This is a genomic window from Actinocorallia sp. A-T 12471, assembly GCF_033875155.1.
Classification (GTDB): domain Bacteria; phylum Actinomycetota; class Actinomycetes; order Streptosporangiales; family Streptosporangiaceae; genus Actinocorallia.
The window spans coordinates 183,343-207,974 of the sequence record NZ_JAWZTE010000007.1; the positions used below are offsets into that span (position 1 = coordinate 183,343).

Annotated in this window: 24 protein-coding genes; 15 read left to right on the forward strand and 9 right to left on the reverse strand. The window is 72.3% G+C overall.

Going from position 1 to position 24,632, the window contains the following annotated elements:
- Positions 1 to 22 precede the first annotated feature (22 nt).
- Entirely contained in the window at positions 23 to 790 is a 768-nt protein-coding gene (locus tag R9X44_RS21065; protein ID WP_319815942.1) for a DUF1206 domain-containing protein, read from the forward strand.
- Between the two features lie 3 nt (positions 791 to 793).
- Here R9X44_RS21065 and R9X44_RS21070 read toward each other — a convergent pair whose 3' ends face one another.
- The 3 genes from R9X44_RS21070 to R9X44_RS21080 are packed head-to-tail and all read right to left on the reverse strand — an operon-like array spanning position 794 to position 3,616.
- On the reverse strand, positions 794 to 1,903 hold the full coding sequence (locus tag R9X44_RS21070) for an LLM class flavin-dependent oxidoreductase (RefSeq protein WP_319815943.1): 1,110 nt from the start codon (positions 1,901 to 1,903) through the stop codon (positions 794 to 796).
- Entirely contained in the window at positions 1,900 to 2,739 is an 840-nt protein-coding gene (gene thiM / locus R9X44_RS21075; RefSeq protein WP_319815944.1) for a hydroxyethylthiazole kinase, read from the reverse strand. The genes R9X44_RS21070 and thiM overlap by 4 nt, the downstream gene beginning before the upstream one ends.
- Before the next feature lie 34 nt (positions 2,740 to 2,773).
- Complete coding sequence (locus R9X44_RS21080; RefSeq protein ID WP_319815945.1) at positions 2,774 to 3,616, reverse strand: sulfurtransferase; 843 nt, start codon at positions 3,614 to 3,616, stop codon at positions 2,774 to 2,776.
- Between the two features lie 106 nt (positions 3,617 to 3,722).
- On the opposite strand from R9X44_RS21080, the gene R9X44_RS21085 reads away from it, so the two are divergent.
- Positions 3,723 to 4,367, forward strand: coding sequence for a GntR family transcriptional regulator (locus R9X44_RS21085; protein WP_319815946.1), 645 nt, complete (start codon positions 3,723 to 3,725; stop codon positions 4,365 to 4,367).
- A gap of 77 nt (positions 4,368 to 4,444) precedes the next feature.
- Here the strand turns inward: R9X44_RS21085 and R9X44_RS21090 are convergent, their stop codons facing one another.
- Positions 4,445 to 5,677: an NAD(P)/FAD-dependent oxidoreductase gene (locus R9X44_RS21090; RefSeq protein WP_319816102.1), complete on the reverse strand. Its 1,233-nt coding sequence runs from the start codon at positions 5,675 to 5,677 to the stop codon at positions 4,445 to 4,447.
- A gap of 10 nt (positions 5,678 to 5,687) precedes the next feature.
- On the reverse strand, positions 5,688 to 6,236 hold the full coding sequence (locus R9X44_RS21095) for an OsmC family protein (protein WP_319815947.1): 549 nt from the start codon (positions 6,234 to 6,236) through the stop codon (positions 5,688 to 5,690).
- A gap of 100 nt (positions 6,237 to 6,336) precedes the next feature.
- Here R9X44_RS21095 and metX point away from each other — a divergent pair, with 100 nt between their 5' ends.
- The 3 genes from metX to R9X44_RS21110 are packed head-to-tail and all read left to right on the forward strand — an operon-like array spanning position 6,337 to position 9,411.
- Positions 6,337 to 7,554 carry a homoserine O-acetyltransferase MetX gene (gene metX, locus R9X44_RS21100; protein ID WP_319815948.1) on the forward strand — a complete coding sequence of 406 codons (1,218 nt, stop codon included), beginning with the start codon at positions 6,337 to 6,339 and terminating at the stop codon, positions 7,552 to 7,554.
- 13 nt (positions 7,555 to 7,567) lie between these two features.
- Positions 7,568 to 8,917 (forward strand): O-acetylhomoserine aminocarboxypropyltransferase/cysteine synthase family protein, encoded by a 1,350-nt coding sequence (locus R9X44_RS21105; RefSeq protein ID WP_319815949.1) that lies wholly within the window; start codon positions 7,568 to 7,570, stop codon positions 8,915 to 8,917.
- The gene (locus R9X44_RS21110) at positions 8,914 to 9,411 is read left to right on the forward strand and encodes a CoA-binding protein (protein WP_319815950.1); all 498 of its coding nucleotides are present in this window, start codon (positions 8,914 to 8,916) and stop codon (positions 9,409 to 9,411) included. The genes R9X44_RS21105 and R9X44_RS21110 overlap by 4 nt, the downstream gene beginning before the upstream one ends.
- Positions 9,412 to 9,552: 141 nt before the next feature.
- On the opposite strand, the gene R9X44_RS21115 is transcribed toward R9X44_RS21110, so the two are convergent.
- From R9X44_RS21115 to R9X44_RS21130, 4 genes are all read right to left on the reverse strand, one after another.
- A complete protein-coding gene (locus tag R9X44_RS21115; protein WP_319815951.1) occupies positions 9,553 to 9,948 on the reverse strand; it encodes a MerR family transcriptional regulator in 396 nt (131 codons plus the stop codon).
- A gap of 16 nt (positions 9,949 to 9,964) precedes the next feature.
- Positions 9,965 to 11,020, reverse strand: coding sequence for an NADP-dependent oxidoreductase (locus R9X44_RS21120; protein ID WP_319815952.1), 1,056 nt, complete (start codon positions 11,018 to 11,020; stop codon positions 9,965 to 9,967).
- A 134-nt stretch (positions 11,021 to 11,154) separates the two neighbouring features.
- Positions 11,155 to 11,970 (reverse strand): nitrilase-related carbon-nitrogen hydrolase, encoded by an 816-nt coding sequence (locus tag R9X44_RS21125; protein WP_319815953.1) that lies wholly within the window; start codon positions 11,968 to 11,970, stop codon positions 11,155 to 11,157.
- Positions 11,963 to 12,745: an IclR family transcriptional regulator gene (locus R9X44_RS21130; RefSeq protein ID WP_319815954.1), complete on the reverse strand. Its 783-nt coding sequence runs from the start codon at positions 12,743 to 12,745 to the stop codon at positions 11,963 to 11,965. The genes R9X44_RS21125 and R9X44_RS21130 overlap by 8 nt, the downstream gene beginning before the upstream one ends.
- A gap of 228 nt (positions 12,746 to 12,973) precedes the next feature.
- Between R9X44_RS21130 and R9X44_RS21135 the strand changes: the two genes are divergently transcribed.
- The 10 genes from R9X44_RS21135 (at position 12,974) to R9X44_RS21180 (ending at position 24,617) form a co-directional block, all read left to right on the forward strand.
- Entirely contained in the window at positions 12,974 to 14,041 is a 1,068-nt protein-coding gene (locus R9X44_RS21135; RefSeq protein ID WP_319815955.1) for a spermidine/putrescine ABC transporter substrate-binding protein, read from the forward strand.
- Positions 14,041 to 14,955, forward strand: a complete 915-nt coding sequence (locus tag R9X44_RS21140; protein WP_319815956.1) for an ABC transporter permease — start codon at positions 14,041 to 14,043, stop codon at positions 14,953 to 14,955. The genes R9X44_RS21135 and R9X44_RS21140 overlap by 1 nt, the downstream gene beginning before the upstream one ends.
- Entirely contained in the window at positions 14,952 to 15,773 is an 822-nt protein-coding gene (locus tag R9X44_RS21145) for an ABC transporter permease (protein WP_319815957.1), read from the forward strand. The genes R9X44_RS21140 and R9X44_RS21145 overlap by 4 nt, the downstream gene beginning before the upstream one ends.
- Positions 15,770 to 16,897, forward strand: a complete 1,128-nt coding sequence (locus R9X44_RS21150) for an ABC transporter ATP-binding protein (protein WP_319815958.1) — start codon at positions 15,770 to 15,772, stop codon at positions 16,895 to 16,897. Before R9X44_RS21145 ends, R9X44_RS21150 begins: the two co-directional genes overlap by 4 nt.
- Positions 16,894 to 17,583, forward strand: a complete 690-nt coding sequence (locus R9X44_RS21155) for a DUF1028 domain-containing protein (RefSeq protein WP_319815959.1) — start codon at positions 16,894 to 16,896, stop codon at positions 17,581 to 17,583. The genes R9X44_RS21150 and R9X44_RS21155 overlap by 4 nt, the downstream gene beginning before the upstream one ends.
- On the forward strand, positions 17,576 to 19,603 hold the full coding sequence (locus tag R9X44_RS21160; protein ID WP_319815960.1) for a CocE/NonD family hydrolase: 2,028 nt from the start codon (positions 17,576 to 17,578) through the stop codon (positions 19,601 to 19,603). Before R9X44_RS21155 ends, R9X44_RS21160 begins: the two co-directional genes overlap by 8 nt.
- Positions 19,596 to 20,762, forward strand: a complete 1,167-nt coding sequence (locus R9X44_RS21165; protein WP_319815961.1) for a M20/M25/M40 family metallo-hydrolase — start codon at positions 19,596 to 19,598, stop codon at positions 20,760 to 20,762. Before R9X44_RS21160 ends, R9X44_RS21165 begins: the two co-directional genes overlap by 8 nt.
- Before the next feature lie 126 nt (positions 20,763 to 20,888).
- On the forward strand, positions 20,889 to 22,073 hold the full coding sequence (gene solA / locus R9X44_RS21170; protein WP_319815962.1) for an N-methyl-L-tryptophan oxidase: 1,185 nt from the start codon (positions 20,889 to 20,891) through the stop codon (positions 22,071 to 22,073).
- On the forward strand, positions 22,070 to 23,458 hold the full coding sequence (locus tag R9X44_RS21175; protein ID WP_319815963.1) for an MmgE/PrpD family protein: 1,389 nt from the start codon (positions 22,070 to 22,072) through the stop codon (positions 23,456 to 23,458). The genes solA and R9X44_RS21175 overlap by 4 nt, the downstream gene beginning before the upstream one ends.
- The gene (locus tag R9X44_RS21180; RefSeq protein ID WP_319815964.1) at positions 23,445 to 24,617 is read left to right on the forward strand and encodes an acyl-CoA dehydrogenase family protein; all 1,173 of its coding nucleotides are present in this window, start codon (positions 23,445 to 23,447) and stop codon (positions 24,615 to 24,617) included. The genes R9X44_RS21175 and R9X44_RS21180 overlap by 14 nt, the downstream gene beginning before the upstream one ends.
- Positions 24,618 to 24,632 lie beyond the last annotated feature (15 nt).

The following is a 24,632-nucleotide window of genomic DNA, read 5'->3' on the forward strand; positions in this document are numbered from 1 at the left end:
GTCGCGCAGTAAGGCGACGGGGATGGCGGCGCGGCTCGGGCTCGCCGGGCGGGGGGTGCTGTACTTCCTGATGGGGGTGCTGGCGTTGCGCGTCGCGTTCGGGTCGGGCGGGCAGGAGGCCGACAACTCGGGCGCGGTGCAGACGCTCGGCGCGCAGCCTGGCGGGCAGTTCCTGCTGTGGGCGCTCGTCGTCGGGCTGTTCGGCCTCGCGGTGTGGCGGCTCGCCGAGGCGGCGTTCGGCGCGGCGGGACCCGACGGGCACAAGGCGTCCGAGCGCGTCATGTCACTGGGACGCGGCGTCTTCTACGCGGTGATGGCCACCACGACGCTGCTGTTCACGCTCGGCTCGCGCGGCCAGAAGTCAAGCGACGAGCAGTCGAAGGACCTCACCGGCCGTGCCATGCACGACATTCCGGGCGGCAACTGGCTCGTCATGCTGGTCGGCGTCGCGCTGGTGGCCGGGGCGCTGTGGATGGCCTACAAGTCGGTGATCGAGCGCGACTTCATGGACAAGCTCCACGTTTCCGGGCGGGCCCGGCGCGTCGTGGAACTCCTCGGACGGATCGGCTACGCCGCGCGCTCCACGGTCTTCACCGGCGTCGGCGTGTTCCTCGTGTACGCGGGCGCGACCTTCGACCCCGGCAAGGCCGAGGGCGTCGACGGCACCCTCCGCGAGTTCGCCGACACCCCCGCGGGCCCCTGGCTCCTTGCCGTCCTCGCCTTCGGCCTCGCCCTGTTCGGCGTCTACTCGGCCTGTGAAGCGCGCTGGAGGAACGTCACTCCCGGCTGACGGTCAGGGCAGCTCGTTGAACCTCGGGATGAGGTGTTCGGCGACCTGCCCGGCCTCCTCGGTGAGCGGCCACCCGGCGAGGATCAGCGCGGTGAGCCCGGTGCGGGCGCGCAGGTCCGCGACGGCGCCGGTGAGCCCGTCGGGAGTGCCGACGAGGTAGACCGCCGACGAGCCGGTGCTGAAGATGTCGAGCGGCGACCACGCGGTGATCCCCGCGTAGAGGTGGTCGCCGATCTTGAGGTCGCGCGGGTGCGGGAGCTGCCCGGCGAGCAGCGTGTCCACCCACTTCTGGCGCAGCGGGTCGCGCGCGGTGAACGTCCGCAGATCTTGTGCCCCGTGGGTGCGACGGCGCACGGCCTGGTCGAGCACCTCGGTGATCCGCTCGATCCCTGCCTTCTCGAAGAGTGCGGCGAGGCGGTCGAGCGCCTCGGCCTCGGTCGGGCGGACGATCACCCCGGCGAGCGCGCCGTAGTCGGTGAGCCGACGGCCGGCCGCCTCGGCGGACGCGCGCGCCGTCCCGAACTTCTCGGCGAGGAAGTCGGGGTGCCGCATCATCGTGAGGTAGGCGTCGAGGACCTGGCCCGAGTTCGCCAGGCCCGCCTCGGAGTCGCCGGCGCCCCACACCGGGACGCCGTCGGGGGCGGTCGGCTCCACCCGCAGCGGCGTGTTGGGGAAGTTGGAGTCCGCGCCCTCCTTGTACAGGCGGCGGAAGTCCTCCCAGTAGGCGCGGCCGAGCTCGTACCGCTCGTCGTGCTCGGTCTCCATGCCGTACTTGGTGAGGATGTTGTCGCGCCCGTTGACGGAGTTGATGAGCAGGCGGCCGCCGCTGAACGCGTCGAAGGCCAGGGCCTTCTCCGAAAGCAGACGGGCCGGGATCATCCTGGCGTAAACGGCGACGAGGAACTTCATCGACGTGGTGTGCGCGGCGGCGACCGACGCCGACACGAACGGGTCGTTCGGCCAGGTCGCCACAAGGGCCCCTTCGAACCCGCCCTCGTCGATCGTCTTCGCGAGGTTCACGTACCGGGCGGGGTCGAAGGGGTAGAGCCCGCCGGGGCTCCACGGGTAGTCGCCGTCGGCGGGGCTCAGGTACCAGAAGGTCTTGACGGTCATGCGGCCGCCTTCGCGACGCGGGCGTGGGCGCGGAGGTCGTCGGGGGTCACCGAGGCGAGCGCGTCGAGGAACGCGGCGGCGAAGGTGCCGGGCCCGGACGAGGCAGCCTCGGCCCGCTCGGACGCCACCGCGAAGTGCGCGTGCGCGGCGACCAGACCGGTGAACGGGTCCGCGACGGCCAGGTAGGCGGCCGACAGCGCGCCGAGGGAGCAGCCGGTGGCCGTGACGCGCGGCAGAAGCGCGCTACCGCCGTGCACCGTGACGGTCTCGGCGACCCCGTCGACCCGGCCGACCACGTAGTCGACGGGGCCGGAGGCCGAGACGGCGTCGGCGACGTCGAGGAGGGCGAGCGCGGCGGGCACCGCGTCGGCGGCGTCGGCTGAGCTGTCCACGCCGCGCGTGTCGCCGCCGAGCCCGGCGACGGCGGCGATCTCCGAGGCGTTGCCGCGGATCGCGGTGGGCCGGTGCGCGAGCAGCTCGGCGGCGAGCTTGGTGCGCCAGGGCAGGCCGCCGACGCCGACGGGGTCGAGGACCCACGGGGTGCCCTTGGCGTGCGCGGCGCGGGCGGCCTCCTCGAACGCCTCGGCCTGGAAGTCGGTCGGGGTGCCGAGGTTGATCAGGACGCCCCCGGCGATCCCGGCGAAGAACGCGGCCTCGTGCGGGTTGTCGATGACCGCGTTGGTCGCGCCCGCGGAAAGCAGGACGTTCGTGAGGAAGTTCGCGGAGACGATGTTGGTGAGGGACTGCACCAGCGGGACGCTCTCGCGCAGCCGCTCGAGCGCCACGGCGGCGGTCTCGGCGGACGGCGTCACGGAAGCGGAGGCGGTGGAGGTCATGGAAGGTTCCCTTCGGTAGGGCGGTGCGGGGGGATCAGGAAAAGACAAGCGGCAGAGACGGGTCGGCGCTCCACTCCTCAAGGGAGCCGTCGTAGACGCGCACGTTCCGGCGTCCGCCAAGGACGAGGCCGAGCGCGGTGAGACAGGCCGACACCCCGCCGCCGCAGTAGACGACGATGGGCGTGTCCGGGTCCTCGGGGACGGGTGCGAGCGCGGAAGCGAGGTCCGAGCCTGTGCGGACGAGGCCGTCGGGCGTAAGGAGGGTGCGTGCGGGGAGGCTGAGGCCGCCGGGGATGTGGCCGCGACGGCTGTAGCGGGTGGGGACGGTTCCGGCGAGGTAGTCGGGGCTGAGCGCGCACACCAGGACGCCGGGGGCGCGGCCGTGGGTGATGTCCTCGACGTCGGCGCGGTCCGCCCACAGGCCGCGGCTCTCCCCCGGCTCGGGCAGGAAGCCCGGGGAACGCGCGGGCTCCTCGCCGGAGGCTACCGGGCCGTCCCATGCGGGGAGGCCGCCGTCCAGTATGCGCGCGTCGAAGCCCGCGTCGCGCAGCGTCCACCAGGCGCGCGCGGCCCACTGGAGCGAGCCCGAGTCGTACAGGACGACGGGGACGCCCTCGCGCGCGCCGAGCGCGGCGAGCTGGGCCGCGACCAGGCCCGGCGACGGGCTGCCGAAGTGGTAGGGCTTGCCCGGGTCGGCGAAGACCTTCCGCAGGTCGACGTGGGCGGAGCCCGGGATGTGCCGCTCCAGCCAGTGCTCGCGGCCCGACCCCGACCGGTAGTCGCCGTCGAACTCCGGCGCGGCGAGGTCGACGGTCACGTCGAGGACGAGGGCGTCGCCTGTGGCGGCGAGCTCCGCCGCGGTGATCAGCGCCTGCACTCCCAATGCTCCCCCCTGTGTACGCTCGTGGCGACGTGTGTCGACACGCGTCGGCATAAGACTACACAGTTGGTAGGATTAGTCGAAACCTCCCGGAAGGGCCCCCTTGTCCGAGACCTCCCCCGCCACCGACCGCCTCGCCCACTACTGGCGGCTCCGCCAGGACATCCTCGACGGGGCGTTCCCCCGCGACGTCCCCCTCCTGGAGACCGCGCTCAGCGCCCGCTACGGCACGTCACGCGCGCCCGTCCGCGAGGCGCTGACCCTGCTGGAGCACGACGGGCTGATCGAGCGCGCGCTACGCGGCTACCGGATCAGGGCCGGACGGCCCGAGGACATCGTGGAGATCTACCAGGCGCGGATCGCGCTCGAGGCCGAGGCGGCGGGCGTCGCGGCGCTCCGGCACACCGACCTCGACCTCGCGCGGCTGTCCCGGCAGCACGACCTGTGCTGCGCGGCCCCCGACGACGCCGCCGCGCGCGCCGGGAACTTCCGCTTCCACGAGGCCCTGTGGAACGCCGCGCACAACACGACGATCACCGCGCTGCTGGAACGCCTCACCACACGGCTGCGCATCTACGACAGCGGACCGCCCGCGTCCTACGGCGACCCGGCGCTGCTCAACGCCGAACACGAACGGATCATGGCGGCGCTGCGCGCCCGCGACCCGGAGACCGCCCGCGCCGAGATGCGCGCCCACCTCCAACGCAGCCTCGACCAGCGCATCACCACCTTCGCCGAGAACCCCTGACCCCACCCGGACGGCCCTCCCGACGCGCTCGTCGGACGAGCGCCTGGGGCCCGCCCGCCACGGGGGACGGGCGGGCTTCAGGGCCTTACGGCCAGGTCCGCGACGAGATGGGCGACGACCTCGCGGGCGTCGGGTTCGATGCCGTGGATGAAGGTCGACTTGCGGCGGCGGAGGACCGGGAGGGCCAGGGCGTAGAGGCCGGGGGCCTCCAGGATGCCGCCTTCGTGGCGGAGTCTGCCCTTTTCGTCGATGACGGGGACGTCAAGCCACGAGTAGTCGGGGCGGAAGCCCGTCGCCCAGACGATCGAGCGGATCTCGCCGGACCGCAGGTCGAGCTTGAGCCGCGACGGCGAGGGGACGGCCGTCGGGGCGAAGCGTTCCGGCGGGGCCGCCTCATGCCCGGTCTGGGCGGCCCACGCGTCGAACCCGTCGAGCAGACGGTCGAGCTTCAGGTCGGCGAGTGAGCAGACGTTGCGCAGGCCGCCGGAGAACAGCGCGTGCCCGTCGCGGATCGCGGCGAGCCTGCCCACCAGCTCGACTCCCAGCGCGCTAAGGGCGTTGAGGTCGAGCGTCGTGCGCTCCGGCGTCCCGACGAGCTGGGGCGAGGGCAGGCGGCGGGCCCGGACGAGGTCGTCGACCTCGTCGTGCCGCTGGTCCCACACCCCCGAGGCGTCCATCCACCACAGCACGTCCTTGCCCCGGTAGACGCGCGGCAGCCGCACGTGCTCGCCGGTCGACAGCGTCACCGGACGGCCCGACCGCGCGATCTCGGCGGCGAGCTGCACGCCCGTCGCCGAACCCCCGACGACGAGCACACCGCCCTCGGGCAGCGCGTCCGGGTCGCGGTAGTCGAACGGCGTGCGCTGCGCGACGCCCTCCGGCACCCCGCCCGCGAGCCCCGGCACGACCGGCAGGTTGCACGCGCCGCTGGCGATGACGACGGCACGCGCCCGCATCGGGCCCTGGTTCGTCTCCAGCGTGTAGCCGTCGTCCGCGCGCCGCACCGACGTGACCTCCACGCCGGTGCGGACCGGGGCCCCGGAGACCTTGGCGAACCGCGCGATGAAGTCGGCGGTCTCCCCCGCCGTCAGATAGCCGTCCGGGTCGTCGCCGTCGTAGGCGAGGCCGGGAAGGCCGGTCTGCCAGTTGGGGGTGAGCAGCCGCAGCGACTCCCAGCGCTCACGCCGCCAGGAGTTGGCCACCTCGCCGCGCTCGAGGACCAGATGGTCGACCGAGGCGGCGGTGAGGAAGTGGCTCGCCGCGAGGCCCGCGTGGCCCGCGCCGATGACGACGGCGGTGACGTGCTCGATGACGTGCTCCTCAGGCGACCGCGACGGTGACGTCGGTCGGGTTGGTGAGCGCGTCGAAGACCGCGGAGCGCTTCTGCGACTGGGCGACCAGCGCCTCGATCTCCTGCTTGGTGGCGTCGGCGTCGATGTGGAAGGTGACCTTGATGTCGTTGAAGCCGTTGCGCACGTCGCTGTCCGCGCCGAGGATGCCCCGGATGTCGTGCTTGCCCTCGACGGTCGACTCGACGGAGCGGAGCTGGATGCCGCGGTTCTGCGCGACGGACGCGACGCCGGCGGTGAGGCAGCTGGCCAGGCCGACGAGCAGGTACTCGATGGGGGTGATGCCGTTGTCCTCGGCGGCGAAGACCTCGGGGTGGTCGGCGGCGAAGACCGACTCCTCCTTGTGCGACTGCTCCTGGCCGAGGCCGTGGAAGCCCTGGATGCTGACCGTGCTGTGCACCCCGTTCTGCCACTTGGAGGTGGCCTTCCAGGTGAACTCGGCGGCCTCGGGCGCGCCCTTCAGGGCCTCGCGCGCGTCGAGCAGCGCCTGGACGTTGACTCCGTTGGAGATGGTGGTCATAGCGTGCGTTGTCCCTTTTGTCCGAACTTGCCGGTGCTTTCCGGTATTACATACTGGGTTACTTGACAATACACGGGGTGAGGCGGGCAACATAGCCCCTATGGCGGAGCCAGCACCGACGCTCACGGCCGGATCGGTAGGCACTGTCACCACCCGGTATCTCGACCTGCCCGCACCCCTGCGGCTCGACTGCGGACGGGAACTCCACCCCGTCCGGGTGGCCTACGAGACGTACGGGGAGCTGTCCCCGGAACGCGACAACGTCGTCCTCGTGTGCCACGCGCTGAGCGGCGACGCGCACGCCGCGGGCGTCGCGGCGAAGCCGCCCGCCGAGAGCACCCGCGACGGGTTCGCCGCCCAGGAGCGCGACGGGTCGGCGAACAAGGGCCTCGGCTGGTGGGACGGCATGATCGGGCCGGGCAAGGCGTTCGACACGAACGAGTACTTCGTCGTCGCGACCAACCTGCTCGGCGGGTGCGGCGGCACGACCGGCCCGTCCTCGATCGACCCGGCGACGGGCGAGCCGTACGGGCCCGACTTCCCCGTCGTGACCGTCGGGGACATGGTCCGGGCCGAGCGGGCGTTCCTTGCCGCGCTCGGGATCGAGCGGGTCGCCGCCGTCGCGGGCGGGTCGCTCGGGGGGATGCGCGCGCTGGAGTGGGCGGTCTCCTACCCCGACCAGGTCGACGCGATCGTCGTCATCGCCAGCACGCACGCGCTCCACCCGCAGGGGGTCGCCTGGAACGCGATCGCGCGCGAGGCCATCACCCGCGACCCGGACTGGCAGGGCGGCCGCTACCTGGGCACCGGACGCCGTCCCGACGCGGGCATGGGCGTCGCGCGGATGGTCGGGCACATCACGTACCTTTCCGCGCCCGCCCTTGACGATAAGTTCGGGCGACGCCTCCAGTTCGCCGACGACATCCGGCACACCCTGACCGAGCCGGAGTTCGAGGTGGAGAGCTACCTTCACCACCAGGCCGCGTCGTTCGTCCGGCGGTTCGACCCGAACACCTACCTTTACGTGTCGCGGGCGCTCACGTACTTCGACCTGGCTCGGCAGCACGGCAAGGGGTCGCTGTTGCGCGCGCTTGACGACGTCGAGGCGCGGACGCTGCTGATCTCGTTCAGCTCCGACTGGCTGTACCCGCCGAAGGCGTCGGAGGAGATCGCCGGGGCGCTGCGGGAACTGGGCAAGCCCGTCGAGTCCCATGTCATCGACGCGCCTTACGGACACGACTGCTTCCTTCTGGAGGAAGCACGACAGACTCCGATCATCCGCCGCTTCCTTCACCGGAGCGGACAAGAACGACCTTGAGGAAGAGACCCGCATGACGGACACACCCCGCGCCGAGGAGGCCCGCGCGTTCGGGTTCGAGACGCGGCAGCTGCACGCAGGGCAGCGGCCCGACCCGAACACCGGCGCGCGTGCGGTGCCGATCTTCCAGACGACGAGCTACGTCTTCGAGGACCCCGAGTCGGCCGCCGCGTACTTCAACCTCCAGGAGTACGGCAACACCTACTCGCGCATCATGAACCCGACGGTCGCGGTGTTCGAGGAGCGGATCGCCAACCTCGAGGGCGGGGTGGGGGCCGTCGCGTTCGCGAGCGGGATCGCCGCGCAGGCCGCCGCGCTGTTCACGCTGCTCGAGCCGGGCGACCATGTGGTGTCGTCGTCGGCGCTGTACGGCGGGACGGTGAACCAGCTCAAGCACCTGCTGCGCAAGATGAGCGTCGAGCTGACGTGGGTCGATCCGGACGATCCGGACGCGTGGCGCGACGCGGTGCGGCCGAACACGAAGGCGTTCTTCGGGGAGACGATCGGGAACCCGTCGGGGAATGTGCTGGACATCTCGGCTATTGCGGACGTCGCGCATGAGCACGGGATTCCGCTGGTCGTGGACAACACGTTCGCCACGCCTTACCTGTGCCGTCCGATCGAGTGGGGGGCTGACATCGTCGTCCATTCCGCCACGAAGTTCCTGGGCGGGCACGGGACGAGCATCGGCGGGGTCGTCGTGGAGTCCGGGGAGTTCGACTGGTCGAACGGGCGGTTCCCGGTGATCGCGGAGCCGTCGCCCGCCTACCACGGGCTGAAGTTCCACGAGACGTTCGGGACCTACGGGTACCTGATGAAGCTGCGGGCCGAGACGCTGCGCGACCTCGGGGCGGCGCTGTCGCCCTTCAACGCGTTCCTGTTCCTGCAGGGGCTTGAGACGCTGTCGCTGCGGATGGACCGGCATGTGGAGAACGCGCAGGCCGTCGCGTCCTTCCTCGCCGAGCACGAGCTTGCCTCGAACGTCACGTATCCGGGGCTTGCTACGAGCGTTTATCGGCCTCTCGTAGACAAGTACCTGCCTCGGGGAGCGGGGGCGGTGTTCTCCTTCGACGTCGTGGGCGGCCGGGAGGGAGGGCAGGACCTCATCCGGGGCGTCTCGCTCTGGTCGCACCTGGCCAACGTCGGGGACGCCAAGAGCCTCATCATCCATCCGGCGAGCACGACGCACCGGCAGCTCAGTGACGCGGAGCTGCGGGCGGCGGGCGTCGGGCCGGGGACGGTACGGCTGTCGGTCGGGACCGAGACCGTCGCCGACCTGATCTGGGACCTGGAACAGGGGCTCGCCCACGCCGCCGCCTCGGCTTCGCCCGCTGACGCGTCGGAGAAGGTGACCGCACGATGACCGAGAACGGCGCATTCGACCCCGCGCGCTACCAGGAGCCCAAGACGATCCAGCGGGTCCTGCACACGGCACGGACGATCGCGGTCGTCGGCCTTTCCGGCAACGAGCTGCGGGCCAGTCACTTCGTGGGGTACTACCTCAAACGCCACGGATACCGGGTGATCCCGGTGAATCCTCGCGAACCGGAGATCCTCGGCGAGAAGTCATACGCGAGCCTCGGTGAGATCCCTGTGCCGGTGGACGTCGTCAACGTCTTCCGCGCGCCCGACGCACTGCCCGGGATCGCGCGCGACGCCGTCGCCATCGGGGCGACCTCGCTGTGGTGCCAGTTCGGCGTGGTGAACGCCGAGGGCGCGCGGATCGCCGAGGACGCCGGCCTCACCGTCGTCATGGACCTCTGCCTCAAGATCGAACACGCCCGCTACCTGGGCCGCATGCACTGGCTCGGCTTCAACACCCACCGCATCACCTCAGTCCGCACCGGCCTCCAGTAACCCCGCGTGGTGCGCAAGCCCCCGCCTTCCGCACCACGCCACCGGGGCCGCCTCGCGCGGCCAGAGCGCGTCGCACGGTCAGGGCGCGTCGCGGGCCAGGCGGGGGTCAGAGCGCGGCGCGCGGTCGAGCGCATTGCGCGGTCAGACCGCGTTGTGGGGCGGGGGTGGTGGGGGGTCCTCTGGCGTTAGGGCTTTGGCTAGGCGGGTGCGGAGGGTGGTCAGGCGGGTTATTTCGGCGTCGAGGGCGGCGAGGCGGGCGGTGGCGACGCCGCCGGAGCCGTCGCAGCCCTCGGTGCCGAAGGCGGGGAAGTCGTCGGAGTCGAAGACGGCGAGGCGGGGGGCGGCGGCGCGGACGTCCTCGACGGTGAGGCCGAAGGACAGCAGGAGGCGGATCGCGCGAACCCTGCGGATCTCGCGCGGCCCGTAGTCCCGCTGGCCGGACGCGGTGCGCGGCGGCTTGAGCAGGCCGCGTTCCTCGTAGAAGCGCAGCGCGCGTGCCGTCGTCCCGGCCGCCGCGGCCGCGTCGCCTATCCGCACAGGGCACCCTCCCGCGTTACAGCTCCACGATGACGGCGCCGAGGTGGTCGCCCGACAGCAGTTCGGTCAACGCGCGCGGGGCCGCCGGCAATCCCGCGACGCGCGTGTGCGGGAAGAGGATCTCGCCCGCCGCGAGCCACGTGCCGAGCCGCGTGTGCGCCGCGCGCCGCTCGGCGGGGGTGAGGCCGCCGAAGCCGCGCAGCGTGACCGCCCTGACGACCAGCTGGAACGTGTCGAGCTCGACGGGTGCGTCGGTGCCCTTGCGCGCCGGGTCGAGCTGGCCGCCGAGCGTGCCGACGAGCACGATCCGCGCGTGCGGCCGGGCCGCTGCCGCCGCCGCGCGCAGCTGCGCGCCGCCCACCGTGTCGATGACGACGTCGAGCCCTTCGGGCGCGGCCTTGGCGAGCTGTCCTTCGAAGTCGCCGAGGTCACGGCGGACCACCGCGTCGTAGCCGAGTTCCTCGGTCATCCGCCGCGCCTTGGCGGCCGACCCCGTACTCCCCACGACGCGGCCCGCGCCGAGCCGCCGCGCGATCTGCCCCGCCATCGTGCCGACCGCGCCCGCCCCACCCGTCACCAGCACGGTCTCGCCCTCCCGCAGCCCCGCGTCCCTGGTCAACGCCGTATACGCAAGCGCTCCTTGCGACAGCTGCGCCGCCGGATCGGGCAGCTCCGCGTCCACCGGCACCACCTGGTCCACGGGCACCACCGCCCACTCCCGCCACCCGAGAAAGTGCGTCACAAGCCCACCGGGCCGCAGCCCCGAGCCCTCGGGCGCCGCCACCACCTCGCCGACAGCGGGCCCGAACAGCGCATCCCCCGCCGCCAACGCGGGGAACGGCGCACCCGGCACACCCCCGCCAAGCAGCGTCCGCACCGACGGAAACACCGCAAACCACCGATTCCTCACCAACACCTCCCCCTCCCCCACCCGCGGAATCTCCCCCTCCACAACCTCAAAGTCCCCTTCCAACGGCAACCCCCGCGACAGCGCCCTCACCCGAATCCCACGCCCCATACCTGCGCCACCCACAGTCATCCTCCTCCCCGGACCGTCCCTCGGCCCCGGCATCCGGCACCGTAACCCCTCACCCACACGTCAAGGTCAAGCCCCCAGAGCGACACGACCCGACCCGCAACCGCATGCCGGGTCGAGGCCCGGCCGGGGCGTGGGGTCGCGGACCAACCCGCAACCGCACGACGGGGTTAGAGGGTGTAGAGGGTGGGGCGGCGGTCGGTGAAGAGGTCGTTGAGGGGGGTGAGGGTGCGGGTGCGGGCGGTGGGGAGGGTGACGTCGGCCAGGGCGATGTGGTCGGAGGTGGGGGTGGCGAGGGGCCAGCCTTCGGGGTCGATGATGACGCTGCCGCCGGTGAACTCCTGGCCGCGCTCGACGCCGCGGCGGTCGCAGGCGGCGACGTAGACGTGGCTGGCGCGGGCGGCGGCGCGGGCCATGAGGATCTGCGGGGGTTCGGAGCCCGTGCGGATCTCGGCGCGTGACCAGTTGGTGGGGGCGGCGACGAGGTCGGCCCCGGCGAGCGCGAGCGTGCGCGGCATCTCGGGGAACTCGAGGTCGTAGCAGATGAGGACGCCGATCCTGCCGTGCGGCGTCTCCACGACGGCCGGGGGCAGGTCCCCTGGCGTGAAGAACCGCTTCTCCCGGTGCCACAGATGCGTTTTGCGGTAGACCGTACGGATTCCCGTGCGGTCGAGCACCACCGCGCTGTTGTACAGGCGGCCGTCCGCGCCCGCCTCGGCGAACCCCGCGACGAGCACGCCGTCACCGCTCCCGAGCGCCGCCCGCCAGACCCGGAAGACCTCGTGGTCGAGCCCGACGGCCGCCGCCCGCGCCTCCTCGACGGTCTCGAACATGTACCCGCACGTCGCGAGCTCGGGCAGCACGATGACGTCCGCGCCCCGCCCCACGCAGTCGCGCACCACGGCCGCGGTCGCCGCGACGTTGGCCGCGAGATCGAGCAGCACGGGTTCGGTCTGGCAGACCGCGATCCTCGCCCGGTCACTCATCGGCCTCGGCCCCCGCGTGCGGCGTCACGAACCGCTCCTCGATGCGCGCCGCGGCCGCGAGCACCTCGGCGACGGCCTCCTCGGCTTTGGCGGCGAACCGGAACGAGGGCCCGGAGACGCCGAGCGCGGCGATGACGTCGCCGCGATGGTCGCGCACGGGCGCGCCGACGGCGGTCAGGCCGTCCTCGAACTCGTCGGAGACGACCGCGTGCCCGTCGCGCCGGACGTCGGCGATCCTGGCGAGCAGGTCTTCGACGCCGTCGATGCCGTGCGGTCCTCGCGTTTGCACGGGGACGCCCTCGTACATGCGGCGTATCTCGGCGTCCTGCCTTCCCGCGAGCAGGACCCGGCCGACGGAGGTGGAGAACACCGGCCAGATGCCGCTCGTGGCCTGGACCGCGTGCCTGGGGACGCGTTCCAGCACGGTCAGCGCCTCGTAGTTGGACATGACGGACAGGTACACCGACTCGCCGGTCCGCGCGAGGAGTTCGTCGAGCACGGGTTCCGCCGACGACAGCAGCCTGTGGTCGCCGCTGCGCCGCGCCATGGAGTAGATGCGCCAGCCGAGCCGGTAGGCGAGGGTCTTCGGGTCGCGGTCGATCAGCCCGTACTCGGCGAGCACCTTGAGGCTGCGCGAGATCTGACTCTTGTCCTTGCCGAGGATGTTCGCGATGCGGGTGACGCCAAGGCCGCCCCTGGTCAGCGCCTCGGGCGACTCGAGGACGGCGAGGACGTCGAGTCCCCTTCTGATGCTTGTGTCGCGCTCGGGCGCCATCGCCACCTCACTCGTGGGCTGGGGGCGCGACGGGTCAGCCGCGCGGGTGATGTCATTATGACAACTCAGATTGCCCCTGGTGCAACGAAACCAACTCTTAACAAAGCCGACCTTCACACGGACTAATGCGAAACATACTCTCCATGCCACAACACCAACATCAGTTGCAGCTATGGCAACGCATCAGATGAGCGCGTTGATCGGCAGCTGATCGGACCTGGAGGTTCCATGCGTCGACCGTCCTTGCGGAAGCTGGGTTCCGTCGCGGGGGTGCTCGCGATGACCGCCGTCGTCGCGGCGTGCGGCGGCGGAGACGGGGACGGGAAGGCGGGCTCCGCCGACTCGGCGACAGTCTCCTTCCTGAACTATCCCGGCTGGATCGGCGAGACCGAGATCGCCGACTTCCAGAAGGCCAACTCGGGGATCACGGTGAAGGAGACCGCGATCGCCGAGGGCGGCTCGGCCGCGCTGGCCAGCCAGCTCGCCCAGAACAAGGGAACCTACGACCTCGTGCTCGCGGGCAACGTCACCGCCAAGCGCCTCGACCAGGGCAAGCTGCTCGCGAAGTTCGACCCGGCCTCGGTGCCGAACCTCGCCAAGATCCCGCAGGAGTACCGCGACGCCTACCCGTGGGGCGTCCCGACCAACACCGGCAAGGTCGGCATCGCCTACAACAAGGAGCTCGTCACCGACCCGCCGAAGTCGTGGAAGGAGCTGTTCGACCGCGCCGACGAGTTCAAGGGCAAGATCGTCTTCCCCGACTACGACCGCGACGTCATCTCCATCGCCCTGCTCGCCCTCGGCTACGACCTCAACTCCACCGACGCCGGCCAGCTCGCCGAGGCCGAGAAGCTGATCCTCGCCATCAAGCCCAAGCTGCTGGCGTTCGCCTCCTCCGACCAGGACAAGCCGCTGCTGTCCGGCTCGGCCGCGATCGCCGTCCTGTACGACTACACCTACGCCGGAGCCGGCAGCGACAAGATCGCCTGGGTCTCCCCCACCGAGGGCACCCCCGGGTACATCGAGGGCGTCGTGCCCGTCGCGGGCGGCAAGCACGGCGACGCCGCCGCGAAGTTCCTCGACTTCCACCTCGACCCCGTCAACTACGCCGGGTTCATCAACACCACGGGCGCGTCCTTCCTGATGAAGGAGGCCGAGAGCGGGATCGACGAGAAGATCCTCGACAACGTCGCGCTGAAGCCGAGCGACACCTCGCCGTTCCTGGCCGAGCAGTTCCTCGACCCCAAGACCGAAGAGGCGCGCAACGCGATGTGGCAGCGCATCAAGGCGTCCTGATGACCGTGCTCAAGACCGGCCGCCGCCCCGCACCGTCAGCGCCGACGGAGCGGAGGGGCGGCCCCCGCGCCGAGCGGTGGCGGGCCAGGCTGCTCGTCGCGCCGATGTCGCTGTACGTCGTGCTGTTCTTCGTCGCGCCGCTGATCCTGCTGCTGGTGTACAGCCTCGGGCGGATCGACGTGCTCACGTTCGAGGTGTCCTTCGGCTGGACGCTCGACAACTACCGCGCGCTCGTCGACGGCGTGTACGTCGGCGCGATCGTCCGCTCCCTCGTCCTGACGGTCACCGCGACCGCCGCGTGCGTCGTCATCGGGTTCCCGGTCGCGCTGGCGATCAGCCGACTGCGCGGCCCGCTGCGCACGCTGTGCCTCGTCGGCGTCGTCGTGCCGTACTGGATCAGCTTCGTCGTCCGCACCTACGCCTGGCTCGACCTCCTCGCGCCCAACGGCCTGGCGAACAAGTTCCTCACCGCGCTGCACCTCATCCCCGACGGGACCGAGCTGCGCTACTCGACGTTCGCGATCGGCGTCGGCATGGTCTACGGGTACCTGCCGCTGATGATCCTGCCGATCTACGTCGCGCTGGAACGGATCGACCCGGCGATGATCGAGGCGGGCCACGACCTCGGGCTCGGCCGGACGAAGGTGTTCTGGAAGATCATCGTGCCGCTCGCCATGCCCGGCACGATCGCGGGCGCGCTGCTCGTCGGCATCCCGGCGACCGGCGAGTACACCATCCCGGCGATCCTCGGCGGCCAGAAGACGCTGATGGCCGGGAACGTCGCCGCCGACCAGTTCCTCGGCACCGGGAACTTCCCGTTCGGCGCGGCCATCGGCTCGGCGCTGATGGGGATCATGCTCGCGGTGATGTTCGCGTCGCGCCGCCGTCTCGACCGACTGGAGGACATCGCGTGAAACGCCGCCGCCCGCGGCTCAGCCTGCCGCACGTGCTGCTCGTCGCCGTCCTCGTCTTCTTCTACGTGCCCATCGGCAAGGTGGTCGTCAACGCCTTCAACGCCGACGCGTCACTGAACACCTGGGGCGGGGCCACCCTGCACTGGTTCCGTGCGGCGCTCGGCAGCGAACGCGTCAGGGACGACTTCCTGACCAGCGCCGCCATCGCTGGCCTCTCCACGGTCATCGCGGTGGTCCTCTCGATCACCGCGGTCATGGGCGCGGCGCGGCTGTCGCAGGGCTCGCGCCGCAGGCTCCAGACCCTCACCTACGCGCGGATGATGCTGCCGGAGGTCGTCATCGCGGTCGGCCTGCTGCTGCTCATCCGCAAGCTCGGGCTGAACCTCGGCATGTGGTCGGTCGTGGCGGGACACGTCATCTTCTGCTCGGCTTACGCCACGCTCGTCATCCAGGCGCGGTTCGCGACCCTCAAGGGCACCTACGACGAGGCGGCCGCCGACCTCGGCGCGACCCCGTGGCGCGCGTTCACCCGGGTGCTGCTGCCGATGCTGCTCCCGGCCGTCGCCATCAGCTCCCTGCTGTCATTCACCTTCTCCTTCGACGACGTCGTCTCCACGGTCTTCCTCGCCGGATCCGAGACCGAGACGCTGCCGATCCTCATCCTCGGCATGTCCCGGCAGGGCGTGTCCCCCGACGTCAACGCCATCGCCGTCTCGTTCATGGCGGTCACCATGCTCGCGCTCGCCCTGTTCGCGCTCGCGACCTGGTGGCGGACCCGCTCGGCGGCGCAGGGCACCGCAAGAAAGGACCCGCGATGATCGGGACATCCACCACCGCACGACGCCGTCAGGCCGCCGGGGCCGCGAGCGGCAGCGCCGCGCTCGAACTCGACGCGCTGTGCTGCTCGTTCGGCCAGGACAACCCCGTGGTGAAGAGCGTCGACCTGAAGATCAGGGGCGGCGAGTTCTTCTCGCTGCTCGGCCCGTCGGGCTGCGGCAAGACCACGACGCTGCGCATGATCGCCGGGCTTGAGCGGGCGACCAGCGGACGCGTCCTCCTCGACGGCGTCGAGATCCAGGACGCGCCCGCGCACAAGCGGCCCGTGCACACGGTCTTCCAGAGCTACGCCCTGTTCCCGCACCTCAGCGTGTACGACAATGTCGCGTTCGGGCTGAAGGAGCGGCGCGCGGGGGCCGCCGAGATCAAGGCGAAGGTCTCCTCGATGCTCGAACTCGTGGAGCTCGGCGGGCGTGAGGCGCTGCGGCCGCGGCAGCTGAGCGGCGGCATGCAGCAGCGGGTGGCGCTGGCCCGCTCGCTTGTGCTGAGCCCGCGCGTGCTGCTGCTCGACGAGCCGCTCGGCGCGCTCGACCTGCGGATGCGCCGTCAGATGCAGGTACTGCTGAAGTCGGTGCAGCACGAGCTCGGCATCACCTTCGTCTACGTGACGCACGACCAGGAGGAGGCGTTCGCGATGTCCGACAGGGTCGGCATCATGCAGCACGGCGAGCTCATCCAGGTGGGCGGCCCGCAGGAGGTCTACCACGAGCCCGCGACGCTGTTCGCGGCGAACTTCGTGGGCGCGTCGAACACGCTCGCGGCACGCGTCACCGGTTCCGAAGGCGGGCGCTATGACGTCGAGCTCCCCGGGCTCGGCGGCGCGCGGATCGCCGGGCGCGGCGAGGTCACCGACGGGACGGCGACGGTGATCCTCCGGCCGGAGACCGTGCTGATCGAGCCGTCCGAGCCGACGGACTTCGCGTGCGAGGGGACGGTCGAGGACGTCTCGTTCCTCGGCGCGCAGACCTCGGTGCGGGTCGGGCTGCCGGACGGCACGTCGGTCAAGGCCGAGACGCCGAGCCGGAACCTCCCGGCGAGCCTCAGGCCCGGCGAGACCGCGCGGCTCGGCTGGCAGGCCCGCGACCTGTGGCTGGTGACCGGATGACGTACTCGATCATCGCCCGCTGCGGCCGCACCGGCCTGCTCGGCGTCGCCACCGCCACGTCCGACATGGCGGTGGGCGCGCGGGTGCCCTGGGTGCGCAGCGGGACGGGCGCCGTGGTGACCCAGCACCGCACCGACCCCAGGCTCGGCCCCCGCATGCTCGACATCCTCGACGCGGGCGCGACCGCCGAGGACGCCGTCCGCGCGACGGTCGGCTCGACCCCCGACGCGGACTGGCGGCAGCTCGCCGCGATCGGCGCACGCGGCCCCGCCGCCGCCTACACCGGCGCGCGGATCGACGCCTCGGCCGCCACGACAGTCCTCGCCGACGACCACGCGGTGGTCGGCAACATCCTCGCCGCCCCCGGCGTCGGGCCCGCCGTGAGCGCGGCGTTCCGCGCCGACCCGTCGGCGGAGCTCGCCGAACGGCTCGTCAGCGCGCTGGAAGCGGGACTTGAGGCGGGCGGCGAGACCGATCCTCTGCGGTCGGCGGCCCTGCTCGTGCACGGCGCGCAGCGGTTCCCGCTGGTCGACCTGCGCGTCGACGACCACGCCGAGCCGCTCACGGAACTGCGGAGGCTGTGGGAGCTGTACGCGCCGTCGGCCGGCGAGTACGTTCGGCGCGCCCTGCACCCCGACGACGCGACGGGCCGCGCGCCCGTCCCGGAAGGAGAAGCGCGTGTCTGACGGACCCGAGATCGTCACCGACCTGCCGCACGAGGTCGAGATCCGCGAACACGTCCTGGTGAAGATGCGCGACGGCGTCGCGGTGTCGCTCAAGCTCTGGCTCCCGGCGGACGCCGAGGCCGCGCCCGTGCCCGCCGTGCTCGAGGCGATGCCGTACCGCAAGGACGACGTCGCGCTCGCCGACGACCACGTCCGCATGGCGTACGTCGCGGGCCACGGGTACACGTGCGCCCGGATGGACCTGCGCGGAAGCGGCAACTCGGAAGGCGTCCTCACCGGCGAGTACCACCCGCAGGAGCAGGAGGACATCGCCGAGGTGATCGCCTGGCTCGCCGACCAGCCGTGGTGCTCGGGCGAGGTCGGGCTCACCGGCATGTCGTGGAGCGGCTGCAACACCCTGCACGTCGCGGCGCGCCGCCCGCCCGCGCTGCGCGCCGCCGTCAGCGTCTACTCCTCCGACGACCACTACGGCAACGACATCCACTACATGGGCGGCGCGGTCCTCGCGTTCTACCTGGCGGTGTGGGGGCACGTGATGCTCTCGTTCAACGCCCGCACGCCCGACCCTGCCGTAGTCGGCGACGCGTGGCGGGCGCTGTGGCTTGAGCGGCTCGCCGCGAACGCCCCGTTCTCCGCCGAGCGGATCGGGCACCAGCGGCGCGACGCCTACTGGACGCGGTTCTCCGTCCGCGACGACCCCGCCGCGATCGAGGTGCCCACCCTCGTGGTCGGCGGCTGGGCCGACGCCTACACCGAGTCGGCGCTGCGCCTGCTCCGCGACCTTCCCGGGACGCGGCGCGGCATCGTCGGCCCGTGGGGGCACACCTGGCCGGAGCGCGCGGTGCCCGGGCCGTCGATCGGGTTCCTGCAGGAGACGGTCCGGTGGTGGGACCGGTGGCTGAAGGGCGTCCGCAACGGCGTCGAGAACGAACCGCTGCTGCGCTGGTTCGCGCAGGACACCGCCGAGCCGCGCGCCGACCTCACCGAGCGGACCGGCCGCTGGCACGCCGCCGCCGCGGTGCCCGCGCCGGGCTCGGGCGACGCCTGGCACCTGACGGCGTCCGGGCTCGACCCGGACGGCCCTGGCGACGGCGGCACCGTCGCGCACTCAAGCCCGCTGACGCTGGGATCGACCGCGGGGTCATGGCTGCCCTACGGCACCCTGACGGATCTGCCGACCGACCAGCGCGCGGACGACGCCCTGTCTTTGACCTTCGACTCCCGTCCCCTCGCCGAGGACACCGTCATCTTCGGCGAGCCCGCACTGGATCTCGTGGTGAGCTCCGACAAGCCTGTCGCGACGGTGATCGCGCGGCTGTGCGCGGTCGCGCCGGACGGGACGTCGAGCCTGGTCAGCCGGGGTGTGCTCAACCTGACGCACCGCGACGGGCACGCCGAGCCCGCGCCCCTCGAGCCGGGGCGCGAGTACCGGGTGCGGGTGCCGCTCGGCGGGGTCGGCGAGCGCGTCCCGGCCGGGCACCGGCTGCGGGTCGCGGTGTCCACCCAGTACTGGCCGTGGATCTGGCCCGCGCCCGAGCTCCCCACGGTGACCGTACGGCTCGCCGAAGGCAGCCGCCTGCTCCTGCCGACGACCACGCCCGACCCCTCGGACGACGTGGCGTTCGGGCCGCCGCAGACCGCAGCGCCGCCGCCGGTGACGTCGCTGCGCGAGCACCGGCCCGAGATGACGCCGGGGTACGACCCGGAGACCGGACGGCACACGTTCCGGCTCGTCCGCGACCTCAATGGCGACCGGGTCTTCCCGTCGGGCCTGCGCTACGCCGACGACGAGCTGTGCGACTTCGCCATCCGCGAGGGCGACCCGCTGTCGGCGTCGGTGGAGATGGACCGGACGATCCGGATCGAACGCGGCGACTGGCGGACCAGGGTTCGCATCCGCACCCGGATGACGGGCACGGCGACGGAGTTCCACCTGAGATCGCGGGTCACGGCATGGGAGGGCGACGCCGAGGTGTTCGACCGGGAGTACACGCGGACCGCGGAGCGCGACAATGTCTGAGCCCTCGGTGCTCGCCGAACGGATCGCGCGCCTTGCGCCTGAGCTTCCGCTGATCCTTGAGCGCACCCGTCGTCTCGTCGAGATCGACAGCGGGTCGCACGATCCCGAGGGCGTGGACGCCGTCAGCGGGCTCGTCGGCGAATATCTGGCCCCGCTCGGGTTCACCGTCGCGACCCGCTCGATCGGCCGGGACCGGGGCCGCTGCTTCGAGGCGACGCTGCGGCTCGGCGAGGGCGTCTCGGTGCTGGTGCTCGGGCACGCCGACACCGTCTGGCCCGGGGGCACGGCGGCCGCCTGGCCGTTCACCCGCGACGGCGACGTGCTCACCGGGCCCGGCGTCGGCGACATGAAGTGCGCGCTGGCGATGGCGGTCTCCGCGATCGGCGCGGCTCTCGACACGGGCCTGCCCGGCGTCGGGTCGATCACCTACGCGCTGGTGCCCGACGAGGAGCTCGGCAGCGTCGGCAGCCGGGCGTGGATCGAGGAGCTCGGCCGCCGCGCCGACGTCTGCCTCACCCTTGAGGCGGGGCTCGACGGCGGCGGCCTCATCACCTCGCGCGGGTCGGTCGGCGCGATGGTGCTCACCGCGCACGGCAGGACCGCCCACGCGACCGAGACGACCGGCGCGAGCGCGCTTGCGGCGGTCGCGCCCCTGGTCGGGAGCCTTGAGGCGCTGACTGACCGCGCGGCGCGCACGCTGTGCACGGTCGGCGTCCTGCGGTCGGGCACCGCGCGCCAGGTGGTGCCCGACCATGCCGAGCTGCACGTCGACCTGCGGGCTCCGGCGACCGAGGACGGGCACGCGCTCGCCGCCCGGGTGCGGGAGCTCGCCGCGGCGCGGGCGACCCCCGACGTCCGGGTGGAGGTGGCGGGCGGGGTGACGCGGCCGGCGATGCCCGCGTCGGTCTCCGACCGGCTCTACCGGATCGCCGAGGAGCTCGCCGCGCCGCTCGGCATGCCGCTGCGGCGGGTCGCGGAGATGGGCGGCTCTGACGCGAGCTTCGTCGCCGCGCACGCGGCGGCGGCCATCGACGGCATGGGGCCGCTCGCGTTCGACCAGTGCAGCAGACGCGAGACCGTGCGCGTGTCCAGCGTCGTGCCGAAGACCGCGCTGCTTTCCGCGCTGCTCAGCCGGGCCGCCGACGCCGTCGTGCCCTGATCTCGGCACAGGACTGCGACAAAGCCGACAAAAACCCCTTCTTGTGGATCGGGCTTCGGCACGTCAGGATTGAGTTGTCACTATGAAGAATCGAGTTGCAGATATGACAACATTCTGGGAGGTGTGGTGAACCGCAGCTTCCGCACCGCGGTGGTCGGCCTCGGCGGGATCGGGTCGGCCGCGCTGTACTGGTCGGCCGCGTCCGAGCCCGGCGTCGTCGGCTTCGAGCGGTTCGACCTCGGCCACGGGCGCGGCGCGTCACAGGACCACTCGCGCATCATCCGGCTCGCCCAGCACGAGGAGCCTTACGCGTCGCTCGCACCGGCCGCCTACGAAGCGTGGGCGCACGTTGAAGCCGCGTCGGGGCAGCGGCTGCTGACGCGGACCGGCGGGCTCGTCATCGAGGACGTCGCGGCCCGCGCGGGCCTCGACACCGGAAGCCGCAACATCGGCGGCTACACGGCGATGTTCGACAGGCACGGCGTCGAGTACGAGCTGTGGAGCGCCGAGCGGGCCGCCGAGCGGTTCCCGCAGTTCAGGTTCGGCGGCGGCGAGCAGGTGCTGTGGCAGGCCGAGTCCGGGATCGTGGACGCCGCCCGCGCCAACGCCGTCCACCTCGCGCTGGCCAGGGCGCACGGGGCCGAGGTGCGCGCGCGCACGCCGGTGCGCAAGCTCGTGCCGACGGCGGCCGGTGTGGAGGTCGTCACCGACACCGAGACCTGTCTTGTCGAGCGCGTCATCCTGACCGCCGACGCGTGGACCAACGAGCTGCTTCCGGACGGGGAGCCGCCCTTCCCGCTGCTCGTCACCCAGGAGCAGGTCACCTACTACGCCACCCCGCACCTCAAGGAGTTCAGCCCGGCGAACTTCCCGGTGTTCATGTGGCACGGCGAGCACAACTTCTACGGCTTCCCCGTCTACGGCGAGGTCGCGACCAAGCTCGGGCAGCACCTGGGCGGCCACCCCGTCACCGCCGACGGACGTACCTTCGAGGCCGACCCCGTCAGGCGCGAGCGGCAGCGTGAGTTCCTCGCCGAGCACGTCCCCGGCTTCCTCGGGCCCGAGCTGTACACCAAGACCTGCCTGTACACGATCCCGCCGGACCAGAACTTCATCCTCGGGTCGCTGCGGACCGACCCGCGCGTCACGGTGTTCGTCGGGGCCGGGCACGCCTACAAGTTCGCGAGCCTCATGGGCAGGGTCCTGGCCGAACTGAGCGCGACCGGGACGACCGCCCACCCCGTCGGGGCGTTCGGGCTCGACCGCGCCGCGCTCAACGACCCGGGCTTCGCCGCGAGGTACCACCGGTGAGCGCCGCGCGGACCCTCGCCTTCATCGGCGGGCTCACCTGGGACGACGTGCCGGTGGCGGTGCGCGAACGCGTCGCGTGGCTGTTCCTCGACGCCTCGGTCGCGGCCGAGCGGGCGCGCGCGCTCGACGCGGCACGGATCGCCGCCGACCACGCCGCCGCCGTCTACGGCGGCTCGGCCGCGACCTGTCTGTACGACGGGCGCAGGGTCTCGGCCCCCGGCGCGGCGTGGGCCAACGGGACGCTCATGAACGCGCTCGATCTCGACGACGGGCACCCGCTGGCGAAGGGGCATCCCGGAGCCGTCGTGATCCCGGCCGCCCTCGCCGTCGCCGAGCAGGTCGGGGCCGACCTCACCCGGCTCGTGACGGCGGTGGTCGTCGGGTACGAGATCGGGGTGCGCGCGGCGGTGCAGCAGCACGCGCGGTGGCCGCTGTTCCACTCCACGGGCACCTGGGGGACCGTCGCCGCTGCCGCGTCGGCGGCGCATCTGCTCGGGCTCGACGCGCGGCGCACCGACCACGCGCTCGGCCTCGCCGAGTACCACTCCCCCACCGACCTCATCATGCGCGCCGTGGCGGAGCCGTCGATGGCCAAGGACGCGATGGGCTGGGGCGCGCAGACCGGCGTCGCCGCCGCGCTGCTGGCCGCCGACGGGTTCACCGCGCACCGCTCGGAGTTCCTCGAGGGCCGGTCAGACGACGGGCTCGGCGAGCGCTGGGAGGTCCTCGACGTCTACGTGAAGCCGTTCCCGTGCTGCCGCTGGGCGCACCCGGCGCTCGCCGCCGCGCGCACGCTGCTCGACCGGCTCGGCGTGCCGGGCCTGCGCGCCGACGACGTCGCAAGGATCGAGATCCGGACCTTCGAGGCCGCCGCGGGACTCTCGCGCGGCGTGCCGCGGACGTCGGAGGAAGCGCAGTTCAACCTGCCGTGGCCCGTCGCGTGCCTGCTCGCCACCGGCGCGTTCGACCTCGGGTGCGTCACGACGGGGCTCGGCGATCGGGCGGTCGCCGAGCTGATGGCCCGGGTCGAGGTCGTCGTCGACCCCGCGCTGACCGCCGGGTTCCCGCAGGTGCGGCGCAGCGAGGTCACCGTCACGCTCGCCGACGGGCGGACCGTCGCCTCCGGCGAGGCGGCCGCCGCGGGCGACGCCGACGACCCGGGCTGGACCGGCGTCGTCCGGGCCAAGCTGAACCCCGCCGACCGCGCCCGCCTCGACGCGACGGGCCTCAACCCGGAACCCGGCGACGGCACGCTCGCCGGGCGCGGCCTCGCCGACCTCATGGCGGCCCTCACCTACCCCCTCACCCCCGCTGACACAGACCGCCCTGACACAGACCCCTCTGACACAGACCAACAGAAGGAGACCTCACATGCGCACGCCTGAGCAGACCAAGCGGATCGAGGCGCTCGACGGACTCGCCGGGGCCTTCCGCGCCCGCGCGCCCCGGCTCGACAGGGACGCCGCCTTCCCCGAGGAGAACTTCCGCGACCTGCACGAAGCCGGACTGCTGTCGCTCACCCTGCCCGTCAAGTGGGGCGGCCAGGGGCTGTGGGGCGAGGCGGGCTTCGTGGAGTACTACGAGATCCTCGAGCACCTCGCCAGCATCGACCCGCCCACCGCGCAGCTCCTCCAGGTCCACCTGCACGCGATCGGCATGCTCGCGCACGCGGCGACCGAGGAGCAGGCGCGCAAGTACCTCATTCCGATCGTGGAGGCGGGGCGGCGCGTCGCCTCCGTCGGGAGCGAGTCGGTGCCCGGCAAGAAGGGCGCGGGGGCGTCGGCGTCGGAGCTGAGCCGGGACGCCGACGGCGGCTGGACGCTCACCTGCGAGAAGCACTTCGCGTCCCTCGGGCCGGGTGCCGACCACTTCATCATCTGGCTCGCCGTGCCGGGCACCGAGGACTACGACCACCGCAGCGTCGCCGTCCTCGTGGACCGGCACGCGCCCGAGGTCGAGATGATCGACAACTGGGACACCCTCGGCATGCGCGCGACGGTCAGCCAGGGCGTCCGCATCACCGGCATGGCCATCCCCGACGACGCGATCTTCGGCGAGCCCGGCTGGTGGGAGACGCACGACCCGCGCACCTTCACCCTCGGATTCTCCGCCAACCACCTCGGCTCCGCGCGCGGCGCGCTGCGCTTCGCCGTCGAGTGGGTGCGCGAGCGGCCCAACCTCGCGGGCAGCGAGCTCATCCAGTTCCAGCTCGGCGAGATGTCGGCGGACCTGCACGCGGCGCGCGAGGCGCTGTTCGCGGCGGCGCGGCTGTGGGAGGGCGACGACCCGGCCGCCGCCGAGTACGCCTCGGTGCAGGCCCTGACCGTCGCCAAGCGGGTCTCGCTGGAGATCACCCAGCGGGCGCTCGACGTGTGCGGGGCCAGGTCGATGTTCAAGTCCTACGAACTGGAGAGGATCTACCGGGACACCCGGACCTTCACCCTCCACTACCGCGTCGACAACTACACACGTGAGCTCGGGGCCGCGATGATCGCCGACGGTTACGCCGTCAAGGGCAACGGCGGCATCACCGCCGCGAGCTGACGCCTCCCGCACCCG

Bases quoted from the DNA above. Each gene is read 5' to 3' on its own strand.
- R9X44_RS21070 (WP_319815943.1), bottom strand. From the start codon at position 1,903: ATGACCGTCAAGACCTTCTGGTACCTGAGCCCCGCCGACGGCGACTAC.
- R9X44_RS21150 (WP_319815958.1), top strand. From the start codon at position 15,770: ATGATCGGGACATCCACCACCGCACGACGCCGTCAGGCCGCCGGGGCC.
- R9X44_RS21095 (WP_319815947.1), bottom strand. From the start codon at position 6,236: ATGACCACCATCTCCAACGGAGTCAACGTCCAGGCGCTGCTCGACGCG.
- R9X44_RS21165 (WP_319815961.1), top strand. From the start codon at position 19,596: ATGTCTGAGCCCTCGGTGCTCGCCGAACGGATCGCGCGCCTTGCGCCT.
- thiM (WP_319815944.1), bottom strand. From the start codon at position 2,739: ATGACCTCCACCGCCTCCGCTTCCGTGACGCCGTCCGCCGAGACCGCC.
- R9X44_RS21135 (WP_319815955.1), top strand. From the start codon at position 12,974: ATGCGTCGACCGTCCTTGCGGAAGCTGGGTTCCGTCGCGGGGGTGCTC.
- R9X44_RS21105 (WP_319815949.1), top strand. From the start codon at position 7,568: ATGACGGACACACCCCGCGCCGAGGAGGCCCGCGCGTTCGGGTTCGAG.
- R9X44_RS21110 (WP_319815950.1), top strand. From the start codon at position 8,914: ATGACCGAGAACGGCGCATTCGACCCCGCGCGCTACCAGGAGCCCAAG.
- R9X44_RS21140 (WP_319815956.1), top strand. From the start codon at position 14,041: ATGACCGTGCTCAAGACCGGCCGCCGCCCCGCACCGTCAGCGCCGACG.
- R9X44_RS21130 (WP_319815954.1), bottom strand. From the start codon at position 12,745: ATGGCGCCCGAGCGCGACACAAGCATCAGAAGGGGACTCGACGTCCTC.
- R9X44_RS21125 (WP_319815953.1), bottom strand. From the start codon at position 11,970: ATGAGTGACCGGGCGAGGATCGCGGTCTGCCAGACCGAACCCGTGCTG.
- R9X44_RS21180 (WP_319815964.1), top strand. From the start codon at position 23,445: ATGCGCACGCCTGAGCAGACCAAGCGGATCGAGGCGCTCGACGGACTC.
- metX (WP_319815948.1), top strand. From the start codon at position 6,337: ATGGCGGAGCCAGCACCGACGCTCACGGCCGGATCGGTAGGCACTGTC.
- R9X44_RS21120 (WP_319815952.1), bottom strand. From the start codon at position 11,020: ATGCCGGGGCCGAGGGACGGTCCGGGGAGGAGGATGACTGTGGGTGGC.
- R9X44_RS21155 (WP_319815959.1), top strand. From the start codon at position 16,894: ATGACGTACTCGATCATCGCCCGCTGCGGCCGCACCGGCCTGCTCGGC.
- R9X44_RS21065 (WP_319815942.1), top strand. From the start codon at position 23: ATGGCGGCGCGGCTCGGGCTCGCCGGGCGGGGGGTGCTGTACTTCCTG.